The 14,597-nt window shown below is 74.0% G+C and carries 10 protein-coding genes; all 10 read left to right on the forward strand.

Going from position 1 to position 14,597, the window contains the following annotated elements:
* The first annotated feature begins 478 nt into the window (after window positions 1-478).
* The 10 genes from mfd to QOZ86_RS19580 all read left to right on the forward strand — a co-directional run bounded on the left by mfd (window position 479) and on the right by QOZ86_RS19580 (window position 14,479).
* Window positions 479-4,009, forward strand: coding sequence for a transcription-repair coupling factor (gene mfd / locus QOZ86_RS19535; RefSeq protein ID WP_284493641.1), 3,531 nt, complete (start codon window positions 479-481; stop codon window positions 4,007-4,009).
* Between the two features lie 194 nt (window positions 4,010-4,203).
* On the forward strand, window positions 4,204-5,205 hold the full coding sequence (locus QOZ86_RS19540; RefSeq protein WP_284493642.1) for a SurA N-terminal domain-containing protein: 1,002 nt from the start codon (window positions 4,204-4,206) through the stop codon (window positions 5,203-5,205).
* A 4-nt stretch (window positions 5,206-5,209) separates the two neighbouring features.
* Complete coding sequence (locus QOZ86_RS19545; protein ID WP_284493643.1) at window positions 5,210-6,127, forward strand: nucleoside triphosphate pyrophosphohydrolase; 918 nt, start codon at window positions 5,210-5,212, stop codon at window positions 6,125-6,127.
* A gap of 128 nt (window positions 6,128-6,255) precedes the next feature.
* Entirely contained in the window at window positions 6,256-8,292 is a 2,037-nt protein-coding gene (locus QOZ86_RS19550; RefSeq protein ID WP_284493644.1) for an HNH endonuclease signature motif containing protein, read from the forward strand.
* A 46-nt stretch (window positions 8,293-8,338) separates the two neighbouring features.
* Complete coding sequence (eno, locus tag QOZ86_RS19555) at window positions 8,339-9,616, forward strand: phosphopyruvate hydratase (RefSeq protein WP_284493645.1); 1,278 nt, start codon at window positions 8,339-8,341, stop codon at window positions 9,614-9,616.
* Window positions 9,617-9,626: 10 nt separating this feature from the next.
* Entirely contained in the window at window positions 9,627-10,229 is a 603-nt protein-coding gene (locus QOZ86_RS19560; RefSeq protein WP_284493646.1) for a septum formation initiator family protein, read from the forward strand.
* The gene (locus QOZ86_RS19565; protein ID WP_284493647.1) at window positions 10,226-10,822 is read left to right on the forward strand and encodes a DUF501 domain-containing protein; all 597 of its coding nucleotides are present in this window, start codon (window positions 10,226-10,228) and stop codon (window positions 10,820-10,822) included. Before QOZ86_RS19560 ends, QOZ86_RS19565 begins: the two co-directional genes overlap by 4 nt.
* Window positions 10,819-11,775, forward strand: a complete 957-nt coding sequence (locus QOZ86_RS19570; protein ID WP_284493648.1) for a Ppx/GppA phosphatase family protein — start codon at window positions 10,819-10,821, stop codon at window positions 11,773-11,775. Before QOZ86_RS19565 ends, QOZ86_RS19570 begins: the two co-directional genes overlap by 4 nt.
* A gap of 105 nt (window positions 11,776-11,880) precedes the next feature.
* Window positions 11,881-12,729 (forward strand): uracil-DNA glycosylase, encoded by an 849-nt coding sequence (locus QOZ86_RS19575; RefSeq protein WP_284493649.1) that lies wholly within the window; start codon window positions 11,881-11,883, stop codon window positions 12,727-12,729.
* Between the two features lie 178 nt (window positions 12,730-12,907).
* A complete protein-coding gene (locus QOZ86_RS19580; protein ID WP_284493650.1) occupies window positions 12,908-14,479 on the forward strand; it encodes a M28 family metallopeptidase in 1,572 nt (523 codons plus the stop codon).
* Window positions 14,480-14,597: the final 118 nt, after the last annotated feature.

Consider the following 14,597-nt stretch of genomic DNA (forward strand, 5'->3'; position numbering starts at 1 on the left):
GCGGCCGGGGACGATCACGGCTTCGGCTGGTCGGCGACGTTGGTGGCCGGGTCGCACCAGGTGTGTGCCTATGCGATCAACGCGGGGGGCGGGTCGACCAACCCGCTGCTGGGCTGCCGCACGGTGACCGTGTGACCTGAGCGGGTCCCTCGGGACCGGTTCCGAGGAGCGGATCGCTCCGGGGACCGGTCCCAAGGCATGTCCGTGCGGGCAACCGGGAAGAGGGCCCTCCCGCGGCGGTGGCGCGGCGGCCTGGAACGGCTGCTGCGGGGGTCGCTCGGCGACCGGTGGCCGCACAGTGCAACACCGGTCGCGGGCTGGATGGCCCGGCACGGTCGTGCGCTGGCCGAGTGAGGTGTCAGAGCCGGAGTGATCGCGTCGGCAGCAGTTCCGGGTCCGCGCTACCGTGGGCAGTCGGCCCCCGCCGCAGGAGGCGGCGCCTGCGCGGCCGGCCGACCTGCTCAGGAGTGGACTCACCGTGACCTTGCGCGGCGTGCTGGACGTCGTCCTCACCGATCCGGCGATGCGCCGCGTCGCCGCCGCCGCCGGGAGCGCCTCCCTGGCCGTCACCGCACCACCGCCGGTGCAGCCGCTCGTCGCCGCGGTTCTCGCCGCACGCTCGGGGGGCGCCGGCGTCCCCGTGCTGGTGGTCACCGCCGGCGAGCGGGACGCCGACGCGACCGCGGACCTGCTGCGCTGCTTCCTCCCCGAGCGGCGGATCGAGACCTTCCCGGCCTGGGAGACGCTGCCGCACGAGCGGATGAGCCCGCGGGCGGACACCGTCGGGCGCCGGCTGGCCGTGCTGCGCGACCTGACCCACCCGGGCGCGAACGGCACGATCGACGTGCTGGTCGCACCCGTCCGGAGCGTGCTGCAGCCGCTGGCTCCGGGGCTGGGCGACCTGGTGCCGGTGGAGCTGAAGCCCGGCGACGGCGCGGAGCTCGACGACATCGCGCGGGCGCTCTCCGACGCCGCCTACACCCGCGTCGAGCTGGTCGAGAAGCGTGGGGAGTTCGCCGTGCGCGGTGGGCTGCTCGACGTCTTCCCGCCCACCGAGCCGCACCCCGTGCGCGTGGAGTTCTGGGGCGACGAGGTCGACGAGTTGCGCTACTTCTCCGCCGCCGACCAGCGCTCACTCGACGAACGGCCCGACCGGCTGTGGGCGCCGCCCTGCCGCGAACTGCTGCTGACCGAGGAGGTTCGCGCCCGGGCCGCGGCGCTGGCGGTCGAGCACCCCGGACTGCTGGAGATCCTCGGCAAGCTGGCCGAGGGGATCGCCGTGGAGGGCATGGAGTCGCTGACCCCGGTGCTCGTGCCGGGGCAGCTGCAGCTGCTCACCGAGCTGCTGCCGGCCGGCACCCACGTGCTGGTCTGCGACCCCGAGCGGGTGCGCAGCCGCGCCGCCGACCTGGTGCGCACCGCCGAGGAGTTCCTCGCCGCCTCCTGGGCGACCGCCGGTGAGGCGGGGGAGGCTCCGCTCGACCTGGGGGCGTCGTCGTTCCGCGACCTCGCCGACGTCGAGGCCGCCACGCGTGCCCGCGGGCTCCCGTGGTGGACCACCGGGGCCTTCACGCTCGGCGACGACGACACCTCCGTCACTCTCGACGCCACCACGGTGGAGCGGTTCCACGGCGACCAGGACCGGGCCGTGGAGCAGATGCGCGGCTGGCAGCGGCAGGGCTGGCGGGCCGTCGTCACCTTCGCCGGGCCGGGGCCCGCGCAGCGCGCTGCCGACCAGTTCGGCGAGGCGGATCTCGGAGTCCGGCTGGTGCCCGACCTCGGCGCGGCACCCGAGTCGGGGCTCATCCACGTCACCCAGGGCAATCTGGAGGCCGGGTTCGCCTTCCCCGGCGTGGGTCTGGCGCTGCTCACCGAGCACGACCTCACCGGGCAGCGCGGCACCTCGATGCGTGACGCGGTGAAGATGCCGGCCCGCCGGCGGAACGCCGTCGACCTGGTGCAGCTGCAGCCCGGCGACCTCGTCGTGCACGAGCAGCACGGTGTCGGCCGCTACATCGAGATGATCAGCCGCACGGTCAACGGCGGACAGCGCGACTACCTGATCGTGGAGTACGCCCCGTCACGCAAGAACCAGCCGCCGGACCGGCTGTTCGTGCCCACCGACTCCCTCGACCAGCTCACCCGCTACGTCGGCGGCGAGTCACCGGCGCTGTCCAAGCTCGGCGGCGCCGACTGGAAGAACACCAAGGCCAAGGCGCGCAAGGCGGTCAAGCAGATCGCCGGTGAGCTGATCCGGCTGTACTCGGCCCGCATGGCCACCAAGGGCCACTCCTTCGGCCCCGACACGGTCTGGCAGCGTGAGCTGGAGGACGCCTTCCCGTTCCAGGAGACGCCCGACCAGCTCGCCGCGATCGACGAGGTCAAGGCCGACATGGAGCATTCGGTGCCGATGGACCGGATCATCTGCGGCGACGTCGGCTACGGGAAGACCGAGATCGCCGTCCGGGCGGCGTTCAAGGCGGTGCAGGACGGCAAGCAGGTCGCCGTCCTGGTGCCGACGACGCTGCTGGCCAACCAGCACTTCAAGACCTTCTCCGAGCGCTTCGCGCAGTTCCCGGTGACGGTGAAGGTGCTCTCCCGCTTCCAGTCCGACGCCGAGACCCGGCAGATCCTGGCCGAGCTCGCCGACGGGAAGATCGACGTCCTCGTCGGCACCCACCGGCTGCTGCAGCCCAGCACCCGCTGGAAGGATGTGGGCCTGGTCATCGTCGACGAGGAGCAGCGCTTCGGCGTCGAGCACAAGGAGTACCTGAAGACGATGCGGACGGCGGTCGACGTCCTGTCGATGTCGGCCACCCCGATCCCGCGCACGCTGGAGATGAGCCTCACCGGCATCCGCGAGATGTCGACGATCCTCACCCCGCCGGAGGAGCGGCACCCGGTGCTCACCTACGTGGGCGCCTGGAACGACAAGCAGATGGCCGCCGCAATCCGCCGGGAGCTGCTGCGCGACGGCCAGGTGTTCGTGATCCACAACCGGGTGCAGTCGATCGACAAGGCCGCGGCGAAGATCCGCTCCCTGGTGCCCGAGGCCCGGATCGCCGTCGGGCACGGCCAGATGAAGGAGCACGAACTCGAGCGGATCATGGTCGGCTTCTGGGAGAAGGAGTACGACGTCCTGGTCGCGACGACGATCGTCGAGTCCGGCCTGGACATCCCGAACGCCAACACGCTGATCGTCGACCGCGCCGACACCTTCGGCCTCTCTCAGCTGCACCAGATCCGCGGCCGCGTCGGCCGGGGGCGGGAGCGCGCCTACGCCTACTTCACCTACGACCCGACGCGGACGCTGACCGAGACCTCGGTCGACCGGCTCACCACGATCGCGCACAACACCGACCTCGGCGCCGGCATGGCGGTGGCGATGAAGGACCTGGAGATCCGCGGCTCGGGCAATCTGCTGGGCGGCGAGCAGTCCGGGCACATCGCCGGTGTCGGCTTCGACCTCTACGTCCGGCTGGTCGGCGAGGCGGTCGCCGACTACCGCGCCCAGGTCAGCGGTGAGGAGGCGCCGGCCGAGCCGGTCGAGGTGCGGGTCGACCTGCCGGTCGACGCGCACCTGCCGCACGACTACGTGCCCGGTGAGCGGCTGCGGATGGAGGCCTACCGCAAGGTCGCCTCCATCCAGGACGAGGAGCAGGCCCAGGCGGTGCTCGACGAGCTCACCGACCGGTACGGCGCGCCGCCGGCGCCGGTGGTGAACCTGCTCGCCGTCGCCCGGTTCCGGGTGGCCATGCGGGCGCTGGGGATCACCGAGGTGTCGTTGCAGGGGCGGGCGATCCGCGTCGGCCAGGTGGACCTGCCGGAGTCCAAGCAGATGCGGCTGGCCCGGCTCGCCGAGGGTGCGTCGTACAAGGCCGCGGTGCAGACGATCTCGCTGAAGGTGCCGGTCGGGCCCGACCGCCGGACGCCGTTGCGCGACGTCGCGCGGCTGGAGCACCAGCAAGCGGGGCGGCGCGCCGGCCAGGAGCAGCCCCGAGCCGCCTGACAGCCGCGGGAGCATCGCAGCGAGGCCGGCGCCGACAGGGAGTGAGCATCGCAGCGAGCGCCAGCGAGCGAGGAGCGGAGCGCGGCGCGGAAGGCGGCTGTGTGGTCGGCTGTGTGGTCGCCGCCTGACGGACCCCGAGCCCATCCGGGGCGGCGTGCGGCGCGCGTCACATGCGGTGTGGGAGTCTGCCCGGCGTGCTGATCCGCCGCGCTGCCCGCTCGTGTGCCGCTGTGTTCCTGGTCGCCGTCGCGTTGGCCGGGTGCCGCTCGGCCCCCGACGTCGCCGCCTACGTCGGGGACGAGCAGATCACCGTCGCGGAGCTGGAGTCGGCCGTCGGGGACCGGCTGGCCGACGAGGACGTCGCGGCGTCGGCCGTGGGCCGGGACGACGAGCTCACCCGCGCGGTGCTGGGGCTGCTCCTGGAGGGCGCCGTCCACGACGCCGCCGCGGAGCGCTACGGCGTGCAGGTCACCGACCGCGAGGTGAACCGCCGGATCGAGGAGCTCCTGGGTGGCGACGACCCCCAGGCCGTCTACGACCAGCTGGCGCAGCAGGGGGTCAGCCGCGCCGACGTCCGGGAGAACGTGCGCCAGCAGCTGGTGCGCCGGGAGATCGCCGAGGCAGAGGGCGGCGCGGAGGCGCTGGACACCGCGGCGCTGCGGGCGCGCTACGAGGAGGTCCGCGAGGAGCTGGCGCAGCTCGAGTTCGGTTACATCACCGTGCCCGACCAGGCCGCGGCGGACGAGCTGGTCGCGCAGCTCACCGCGGACCCGTCCGCCTACGCCGAGCTGGCCGCCGGGTTCCCGGGGCCGTACACGCTGCCCACCCTGGAGCGGCGGGCGGCGGAGGAGTTGCCCTCTGCGCTGGCCGGGCAGTTCGCCGCGGCCGCCCCGGGCACCGCGTTCGCCGTCCCGGTGCCGGAGGCCGGTGGTGTGGTCGTCGGATTCCGGGCCGGCACGGTCTACCCGTCCTTCGAGGAGCTCCGGCCCCAGCTGGAGAGCGAGGCCTTCGGGGCGGTGGAGGCGGCGGTGCAGCCGTTGCTGGACGAGGTGCGGGCCGATCTCGGCATCACCGTCAACCCCCGGTACGGCGTCCTGGACGAGGGCCGGCTGGCGCCGCCCGGTGACGGTGGTGTCGTGCGGATCCTGGAGGAGCCGGCCGCCGCGTCGCAGCTCCGCGTTCCTTCGGCAGACTGATCGGGTGCCCGTCGCCCTCGCCGTCACCGTCAGCCCCCGTCTCCCCGGCCTGTTGAGCCCGGCCGGCTGGCGGGCGGTGTCCGCGGGCGGGCCGCTGGCCGCGCTGCCGGGTGCCGGCGGCGCGGCCGAGGCGCTGCGTGCCGAGGGCTTTTCCGTCACCGACGTCCCCGACGTAGCCGCCGCCGGCGCCCTGACCGGCGACGTCGTGCTGCTGACGCCCGCCGGTGAGCCGGTTGCGGGGCCGGAGACGGTCGACGGCGCACCGGAGCCGGCGGGGGCCCGGTTGCTCGACGTCGTCGCGGTCATGGACCGGCTGCGCTCGCCCGGCGGCTGTCCCTGGGACGCCGAGCAGACGCACGCCTCGCTGCGTGGGTACCTGCTGGAGGAGGCGCACGAGGCCTACGACGCGATCGTCGACGACGACCTGGCCGCGATGCGCGAGGAGCTGGGCGACGTGCTGCTACAGGTGGTCTTCCACGCCCGGGTCGCGGCAGAGGCGGGGGCGTCGCGCCGGTTCGACGTGGACGACGTGGCCGGTGACCTGGTGGACAAGCTGGTCCGCCGGCACCCGCACGTGTTCGGCGATGCCGGCCCACGCGATGTCGCGCAGGTCGAGGCCGGCTGGGAGGAGATCAAGCAGGCCGAGAAGCAGCGCCGCTCGCCGACCGAGGGGGTCTCCCGCTCGCAGCCGGCGGCCTCGTGGGGCGCGGCGCTGGTCCGCCGGGCCGGCCGGGCCGGTCTCCCCACCCCGGCCCCGGCCGAGCTGGCCGCGACGAGCCCGGAGGAGCTGGGGGAGCGGCTGCTCGCCGTCGTCGCGGCGGCCGAGGCCCGGGGCTGGGACGCCGAGGACGCGCTGCGCGAGGCGGTCCGCCGGTACGCCGGCGAGCTGGACGCGGCGGCGGCCGACCGCGCCCGGGGCTGACCCACCCGGCCGGGTGGTGCCGCGGCCGACCGCAGGCAGGGGCCCTCCGCCGCATCCCGATGCCGCTGACCGTCCATCCGGGAGATTTCAGCTGGTCAGGTCGGCAACTCTGCACTAGTATCGAACGCATGTTCGATAATGTTGGCGAGTCGGAGGCGCCGGAGGGCGCCGCCTCGTCGCTGCTCGAACACGGTCTTGCCGCCCTGTTGGAACGGCTCGACGTCGACCTGATGCCGCAGGGCGACGGCGAGCTGTACGTCGTCGATGTCATCTGCCCGGGGCTGCGCTCGGGCGTGCAGTGGGTCCGCTCCCCGAGGTCCCGGCACGAGGCGGACGGCATGGGCAGCACGCGCACCGCTGACCCCGGTCCCCGGCCCGATGTCGATGCCATCGCGGCGGAGTACGCCGAGCTGAGACGGGTGCTGGACGCGGGAGTCGAACCGCTGGCGAGGGCTGCGGCCGCCACGCGGGCGATCGCTCGGTTGTCGGCCGTGGTCGCGACCGCGCTGGCCGAGTTCGCCCGTTGTCGCCCCGCCGCGCTGCTCGACCGGCGTCCTGGCGAGCAGGGAGCGATGTCGGCGGCCACGCGTGCCGCCCGTCCGGCCGTGCTCACCGAGGTGAGCGAGTGGGCGGTCGACGAGGTGGCGCCGACGCTGCGGATCAGTACCGCGGCGGCCAGCGCGCAGCTGGTGGAATCGCTCGTGCTCGTCGAGCGGCTGCCGCGCACCCTCGCGCTGCTGGCCCGCGGGGAGCTGACGCCCGCGCACGCCCGCCGGATGGTGGACGTCGTCGGGCCAGTCGAGGACGGCGACCTGCGCGCCGACATCGAGACGCACGTGCTCGGCCTCCTGGGTAGCAAGACGCCGCCCCAGCTGGGCGACTGCGCGCGGCGGATCATGCTCCGCAAGGACGCCGACGCAGCCGCCCGCAAGCTGGTCGCGGCAGTCCGGCAGCGTGGCGTGCGCCTGCACGACCGCCGGGACGGCACGGGCACGGTCGCCATCGACCTGCCGTTGCCGGCCGCCGCAGCGATCTACCGCTCGCTGGAGGCCTACGCCGAGCAGGCCCGCGTGGACGGCGATGAACGAACCAAGCAGCAGCGCATGGCCGACTGTCTGCAGGACCTGGTCCTGCGGCCGGGCGAGTACGGCATGCCTCCGGTGACGATCGCCCTCACGCTGGTGGCGACCCTGGAGACGATGCTGGGCGGCGGTGAGCCCGGGCAGGTCGAAGGGCACCTGGTGCCGGCGGAGATGGTGCGCGAACTGGGCTACGCCTTCGGGCTGATGCCTCGCCCGGAACCCCAGCTCGACGAGCTCGAACAGGAGCCGGCCACGGAGGCGAACGTCACGGACCTCGCCGCCACCGGAGCCCGGATCCGTCCGCCGGGCGTGGACGGGCCGGACGCGGACCTGCCGGACGTCGGCTCGTCGGACGCGACCCCTCCGCCGGCGCGGCCACCCGACGCCGATCGGGCCCCGGCTCCGCCCGGTGACCCGGCGTCTCCTCCACCGGCCGGAGAGTCCTCGACTGCGCGGGCGCCCGGGACCACGCCCGTGGCGGACCGGACCCTGACCGAGTGGCTGGCGCTGGCCGCGGCACGGCACGAGGTCGCCGTCCGCGAGGGGCTGGCCGGAGCCGCACGGGCGATCCGCGACGGGGTGTGGACAGACGGTGAGCTGCGTTCCGTTCTTGACCTCGGTGCGCTGATCGGGCTCCGCGACGTCAGCGGCACCGGCCTGGCGCACCGGCCGCACATCGCGATCGTCGATCAGTTGCGCGGCAGCCTGGTCGCGCTCACCGACGCCGCGGCTGTCCGCCGCGGTGAGGCCCTCGGGCCACCTCCGGAGACCGTCGGCTACACCCCCGGCGCCGAACTCGACCGGTTCGTGCGGCTGCGCGACCGGCGCTGCAGGTTTCCGGGGTGCCGCGCTCGGGCGCGGACCTGTGACCTCGACCATCGAAAGGAGTGGCCCGCAGGGCCGACCGCACACCACAATCTGTGCTGCCAGTGCGAGCATCATCACCGGCTCAAGCACCAGGCTCCCGGCTGGTCCTTCGACGAGGCTGACGACGGAGGGCTGGCGATCACCATGCCGAACGGCGAGGTGCTCCTCAGCCACGCCCCCCGCTTCGGGACCGACCTCGATCTTCCGCCCTTTTAGCGCTCGGCGGGTGAGCGCTTCCCGGGGAGCTGGTTAGGCTGCCCCCGTGCCGAGCATCGATGCCGTAGGCGCGCGGGAGATCCTGGACTCGCGCGGAAACCCCACCGTTGAGGTCGAGGTCGCCCTCGACGACGGGACGATCGCCCGGGCCGCCGTGCCCAGCGGGGCCTCCACGGGTGCCTTCGAGGCCGTGGAGCTGCGCGACGGCGGCGAGCGCTACGGCGGCAAGGGCGTGACCAAGGCCGTCGACGGCGTCCTCGACGTCATCGGCCCCGAGCTGGTCGGCTACGAGGCCACCGAGCAGCGGCTGGTCGACCAGCGCCTGCTCGACCTCGACGGCACGCCGGACAAGTCGCGGCTGGGTGCCAACGCCATCCTCGGCGTCAGCCTCGCCGTCGCGCGGGCCGCTGCCGACTCCACCGGCCTGCCGCTGTTCCGCTACGTGGGCGGCCCGTCCGCGCACCTGCTGCCCGTGCCGATGATGAACATCCTCAACGGTGGCGCCCACGCCGACAGCAACGTCGACGTCCAGGAGTTCATGATCGCGCCCGTAGGTGCCGGCAGCTTCGCCGAGGCGCTGGCCATGGGCACCGAGACCTACCACGCGCTCAAGGCGGTGCTGAAGGGCCGCGGGCTCTCCACCGGCCTGGGCGACGAGGGCGGTTTCGCCCCCGACCTCCCGAGCAACCGCGACGCCCTCGACCTGATCGCCGAGGCGGTCGACAAGGCCGGCTACACGCCCGGCTCGGACATCGCGTTCGCCCTCGACGTGGCCGCGACCGAGTTCCACAGCGACGGTGGCTACGACTTCGAGGGCCAGTCCCGTTCCGCGGAGTACCTGGTCGACTACTACCGCGGCCTGGTCGACGCCTACCCGATCGTCTCCATCGAGGACCCGCTCTCGGAGGAGGACTGGGACGGCTGGATCGCGATGACCGCCGCCCTCGGCGACCGCGTGCAGATCGTCGGCGACGACCTGTTCGTCACCAACCCGAGCCGGCTGGCCGACGGCATCGCCCGGGGCGCCGCCAACGCGCTGCTGGTCAAGGTGAACCAGATCGGCACGCTGACCGAGACCCTCGACGCGGTCAACCTCGCCCACCGCAACGGCTACCGGTCGATGATGAGCCACCGCTCCGGCGAGACCGAGGACACCACCATCGCCGACCTCGCCGTCGCCACCGACTGCGGGCAGATCAAGACCGGTGCCCCGGCCCGCAGCGAGCGCGTCGCCAAGTACAACCAGCTCCTTCGCATCGAGGAGGAGCTCGACGACGCCGCCCGCTACGCCGGCGCGTCGGCCTTCCCGCGGCTGAAGGCTTGATCAGCGGCCGATGAGCAACGTTCCGGGCCGGCGCGGCGGAGGGGACGGACGGCGCGCCACCGGGCGGGTGCCGCGCGTCCACACCACCCGCCCGGTGCGCACCGGCCTGCGGTCGGGCGCATCGAGCCGGCCCGGGCGGCGGCGTCCCAACCGCCGCCCCGAACGGCGTCCCGCCACGTCGGCGGCGGCCCGTCACCGGCCGCTGTTCACCGGCCGCGCCGTGGTCCTGGTCGGACTGGTGCTGCTGCTCGCCCTCACCCTGGCCGGCCCGATCCGCCAGTACCTGGCCGGACAGGCGGAACTGGCCCGGCTCGTGGCCGAGGGAGAGACGCTGGACCAGCGGGCCGCCGAGCTGGAGGCCGAACTGGACCGGCAGTCCGATCCCGTCTACACCGAGCGGCAGGCGCGGGAGCGGCTCTCCTACGTGCTGCCCGGTGACCGGCTGGTGATCGTCGTCGACGGTGAGGTCGTCGAGGGCGACGCCGGCACGCTGGCCGCCGCCGCAGCGGAGCCCGAGCCGGTGTCCTGGTACGAGGGGCTGATGCGGTCGGTGGCCGATGCGGATGCAGCGGGCCGACCGGACCAGCCCGGTACGGAAGGGGCGGCGGAGTGAGCGAGCCGGTGAGCCCGGAGGACCGCGAGGTCGTCGCCCGGCAGCTGGGCCGCTCCCCGCGGGCGCTGGTGGCCGTGGCGCACCGCTGCCCGTGCGGGCAGCCCGACGTCGTGGAGACCTCGCCGCGGCTGGAGGACGGCACGCCGTTCCCCACGCTGTACTACCTGACCTGCCCGCGGGCCTCGGCCGCCGCCAGCCGGCTGGAGTCGGCCGGCCGGATGCGGGAGTGGCAGGACGAGCTGGCCACGGACCCGGAGCTGGCCGAGGGCTACCGGGCCGCGCACGAGGCGTACCTCGCCACCCGGAACGTCCGCGACGTGCTGCCCACCCGGGCCACCGCCGGAGGGATGCCGGACCGGGTCAAGTGCCTGCACGCCCTGGCCGGTCACGCGCTGGCGGCCGGGCCCGGGGTGAACCCGATCGGCGACCGCGCGGTCGAGGGCATGGGGGAGTGGTGGGCCAAGGGCCCCTGCGCCCGGCCCGACGCGAGAGCGACGTCCGAGCGAGCATCGCAGGGAGCGCCAGCGACCGAGGAGCGGAACGAGGGCGGAGTCGAGCCGAGTCAGGGCTGCAGCGGCGAGGCCGGCGCATGACGCGGGTCGCGGCGATCGACTGCGGCACCAACTCCATCCGCCTCCTGGTGGCCGACGTGCCCCCCACCGGGGCGCACACCGACCAGCTCCGCCGGATGGAGGTCGTGCGGCTGGGTCAGGGGGTCGACGCCACCGGCCGGCTCGCGCCCGAGGCGATCGAGCGCACCCGCCTGGTGCTCGCCGAGTACGCGATCCAGGCCCGCGAGCTGGGCGCGACCGAGATCCGGATGGTCGCCACCAGCGCCACCCGCGATGCGGCCAACCGCGCCGACTTCGAGGATATGGTGCGGGCCACCCTCGGCCGGTTGCCCGACGTGGTCACCGGCCGGGAGGAAGCGGAGCTGTCCTTCCTCGGCGCCACCGGCTCGGTCGACGCCGCGGCCGCGGCCCACGCGCTGCAGCCGCCCCGGCCGCCGTACCTGGTGGTCGACATCGGGGGCGGTTCCACCGAGTTCGTGCTGGGGAACGCCGCCGGGGTGGTCGCCGCGCGGTCGGTCGACATCGGTTGCGTGCGGCTCACCGAGCGGCACCTCCGCGACGACCCGCCGGCCGCCGAGCAGGTGGCCCTGGCCGAGCGCGACATCCGGGCCGCGCTGGCCGACGTCGTCGGCGCGGTGCCGGTGGACCGGGCGGCGAGCCTGGTCGGCCTGGCCGGCTCGGTGACCACCGTCGCGGCGCTCGCCCTGGACCTGCCCACCTACGACTCCGAGGCGATCCACGGGTCGCGCATCCCGGTCGGCGACGTGCGGCAGGTCTCGGCCGACCTGCTGGCGGCCACCCGCGAGCGCCGCGCCGCCTCCCCGGTCATGCACCCCGGCCGGGTCGACGTGATCGGTGCCGGGGCGCTGATCCTGCGCGTGCTGATGGACGAGTTCGGGTTGCCCGAGGTGGCGGTGAGCGAGCACGACATCCTCGACGGCATCGCCCTGCGGCTGGGCCGTGCCCAGGCATAGTCGAAGGACCCCGATGCCCCCACGCCCAGGCCCCGTCCCGAGGCTCGCCACGAGCTTGCGAGTGGTGAGCAGGACGGGGACCTTCTACTGCATCGGGGCCGTCCGGTGCCTGTAGACGCCGGGGGCTTCCCCGTCACCCGTACCCCGGCCGGTGTGGCCCGGGCGGCCCGTGCGGTCCGCGACCTCGCCGTGCTCGACGACCGGATCTCCGGCTGCTATGCCTGCCCCCGGTTGGTCGCCTGGCGGGAGGAGGTCGCCCGGGTCAAGCGGGCCTCGTTCCGGGACCAGGACTACTGGGGCCGGCCGGTCCCGGGTCTCGGCCCGGCCGACGCTCGGATCGCCGTCGTCGGGCTGGCGCCGGCCGCGCACGGCGGCAACCGGACCGGCCGCGTCTTCACCGGCGACCGCAGCGGGGACTGGATCTTCGCCGCCCTCTGGCGCGCCGGGCTGGCGAACCAGCCCACCTCCACGCACATCGGTGACGGGCTGGAGCTCGCCGACGTCCGGGTCGCCGCGTCGGTCCGCTGCGCGCCGCCGGCCAACGCCCCGACCCCGGAGGAGAGGGACACCTGCTCGCCGTGGCTGGCCCGCGAGCTGCAGCTGCTGCCCCGGCTCCGGGTCATCGTGGTGCTCGGTGGGTTCGGCTGGACCGCGCTGTGGCCGGTGCTCGCGGCCGCCGGGTACGCGCTGCCCCGGCCGCGGCCGGCGTTCGGGCACGGCGTGGAGGTGGCGCTGGAGGGGCCGCACGGCCCGCTGACCTTGCTGGGCAGCTACCACGTCAGCCAGCAGAACACTTTCACCGGCAAGCTCACCGAGCCGATGCTGGACGCCGTGCTGTCCCGTGCGACGGAGCTGGCCGGATCGGAGCCCGTCGTCGCCCGGTCGGGACGAGCGGCGCCCGCCGCCGAGGGTGATGCGCCAGGGGAGCGACGCTCTGGTCCTGACCGTCCGTGATCGCCGCGGGTCCGATGGTGAGAGACGCGCTGCGGCGTGACGCTGCGGCCGCGGATCATCGCGTGCTGCACAGCTGACCGACCGTGTCAAGAGGTTGACACCGTGTGGTCCCTCACTGAGGGTGCGTTCGGGTGTGCGCAACGCAGCGCACGCCACCGCGAAGGAGGCCCTCTCTTCCATGACCCCATCCACTGCACCCCGTCGCTCGCGGCTGGTCGCCGCCTCGGCGGCGGGAATGCTGGCGCTGGCCGGCAGCGTCGCCACCAGCATCCCGGCCGCCGCAGCCAGCCCGGGCTGTGACAACCGGAACAACAACACCGTCGCCAAGCTGCTGGAGTGCGTCACCGTCGACGGCGTCACGGAGCACCTGGAGGCGCTGCAGGCGGTCGCCGACGCCAATGGCGGCACGCGGGCCTCGGGCACCCCGGGCTACGACGCCTCGGCCGACTACGTGCAGCAGCGCCTCGAGGCCGCCGGCTACGCGGTGACCCGGCAGGCGTTCGAGTTCCCCTACTACCAAGTGCTCTCCGAGCCGACGTTCAGCGGCGACCGCACCTTCGTCTACGGCACCGACTTCCGCGACATGACGTACTCGGGTAGCGGGGACGTCGTGGACGCCACGGCGACCGCGCCGGCAGGCGCACTGGGCTGCGCCGAGGCTGATTTCGCCGGCTTCCTGCCGGGGGACGTCGCCGTGATCCAGCGCGGCGGGTGCACCTTCGCGCAGAAGGCGCAGAACGCGGAGAAGGCCGGCGCCACGGGCGTCGTCGTGTACAACAACGCGCCCGGCCTGCTGAACGGGACACTGGGCGCCCCGGGCGTGACCATCCCGGTGGTCGGCACGACCCCCGACCTCGGCCCCGCGCTGCTCGGGACGAAGGTCGATCTCTCGACCGACACCGTCAGCGAGATCCGCGAGACGGAGAACGTCTTCGCCGAGCTCCCCGGCCGCAGCTCCGACAACGTCGTCATGGCCGGCGCGCACCTGGACTCGGTGGCCGCGGGCCCGGGCATCAACGACAACGGCAGCGGCAGCGCGGCGATCCTCGAGGTCGCCGAGAACATCGCCAAGGTCAAGCCGGCCAACACCGTCCGCTTCGCCTGGTGGGGCGCCGAGGAGCTCGGCCTGATCGGGTCGACGCACTACGTCGACTCGCTCAGCGACGCCGAGCGCGACCGGATCGGCCTGTACCTGAACTTCGACATGGTCGGCTCGCCGAACTTCGCCCGGTTCATCTACGACGGCGACCAGTCCTCGTTCGACGCCGACTTCACCGTTCCCGAGGGCTCGGCGCAGATCGAGTACGTCTTCGAGGACTTCTACGAGTCGCGTGAGCTCTACTACGAGGGCACCGAATTCAGCGGGCGCAGCGACTACCAGGCGTTCGCGCTGGCGGGCATCCCGTCCGGTGGCCTGTTCACCGGTGCCGAGGGCGTCAAGAAGCCGTACCAGGCCGAGGCGTACGGCGGCGAGGCCGGGGTGGCCTACGACAAGTGCTACCACCAGGAGTGCGACGACATCTCGAACCTGGATTTCGACGCCTTGGACCAGAACGCCGATGCGATCGCCTACTCGATCCTCACGCTGGCCTACACGACGCAGGCCGTGAACGGTGTGGCCGGTCAGCAGGTCCCCGGCGGCACCTACGCCGGTGACCCGGAGGAGCGGGAGTACCGGCTCGCGCCGGGCGGTGGCGAGGGTGGTGGCCTCGAGCACGACCACGACCACGACCACGGTGAGGAGTCCTGACCAGGGGTGACCAATAGCGCCTGACCGGCCGGGGGGGGGGGGGCGCCCCCCCCCCCCCCCCCCCCCCCGGGGCCGGGGGGGGGGGGGGCGGGGGGGGGCGCCGCCCCCCCGCCCGCCT

Origin of the sequence: Blastococcus capsensis (assembly GCF_030165005.1) — a bacterium.
Taxonomy (GTDB): Bacteria; Actinomycetota; Actinomycetes; order Mycobacteriales; family Geodermatophilaceae; genus Blastococcus; species Blastococcus capsensis.

What these genes read in the sequence shown, in the direction of transcription:
- QOZ86_RS19580 (WP_284493650.1), top strand. Translation starts at nt 12,908, where the DNA reads ATGACCCCATCCACTGCACCCCGTCGCTCGCGGCTGGTCGCCGCCTCG.
- QOZ86_RS19560 (WP_284493646.1), top strand. Translation starts at nt 9,627, where the DNA reads ATGAGCAACGTTCCGGGCCGGCGCGGCGGAGGGGACGGACGGCGCGCC.
- QOZ86_RS19570 (WP_284493648.1), top strand. Translation starts at nt 10,819, where the DNA reads ATGACGCGGGTCGCGGCGATCGACTGCGGCACCAACTCCATCCGCCTC.
- QOZ86_RS19550 (WP_284493644.1), top strand. Translation starts at nt 6,256, where the DNA reads ATGTTCGATAATGTTGGCGAGTCGGAGGCGCCGGAGGGCGCCGCCTCG.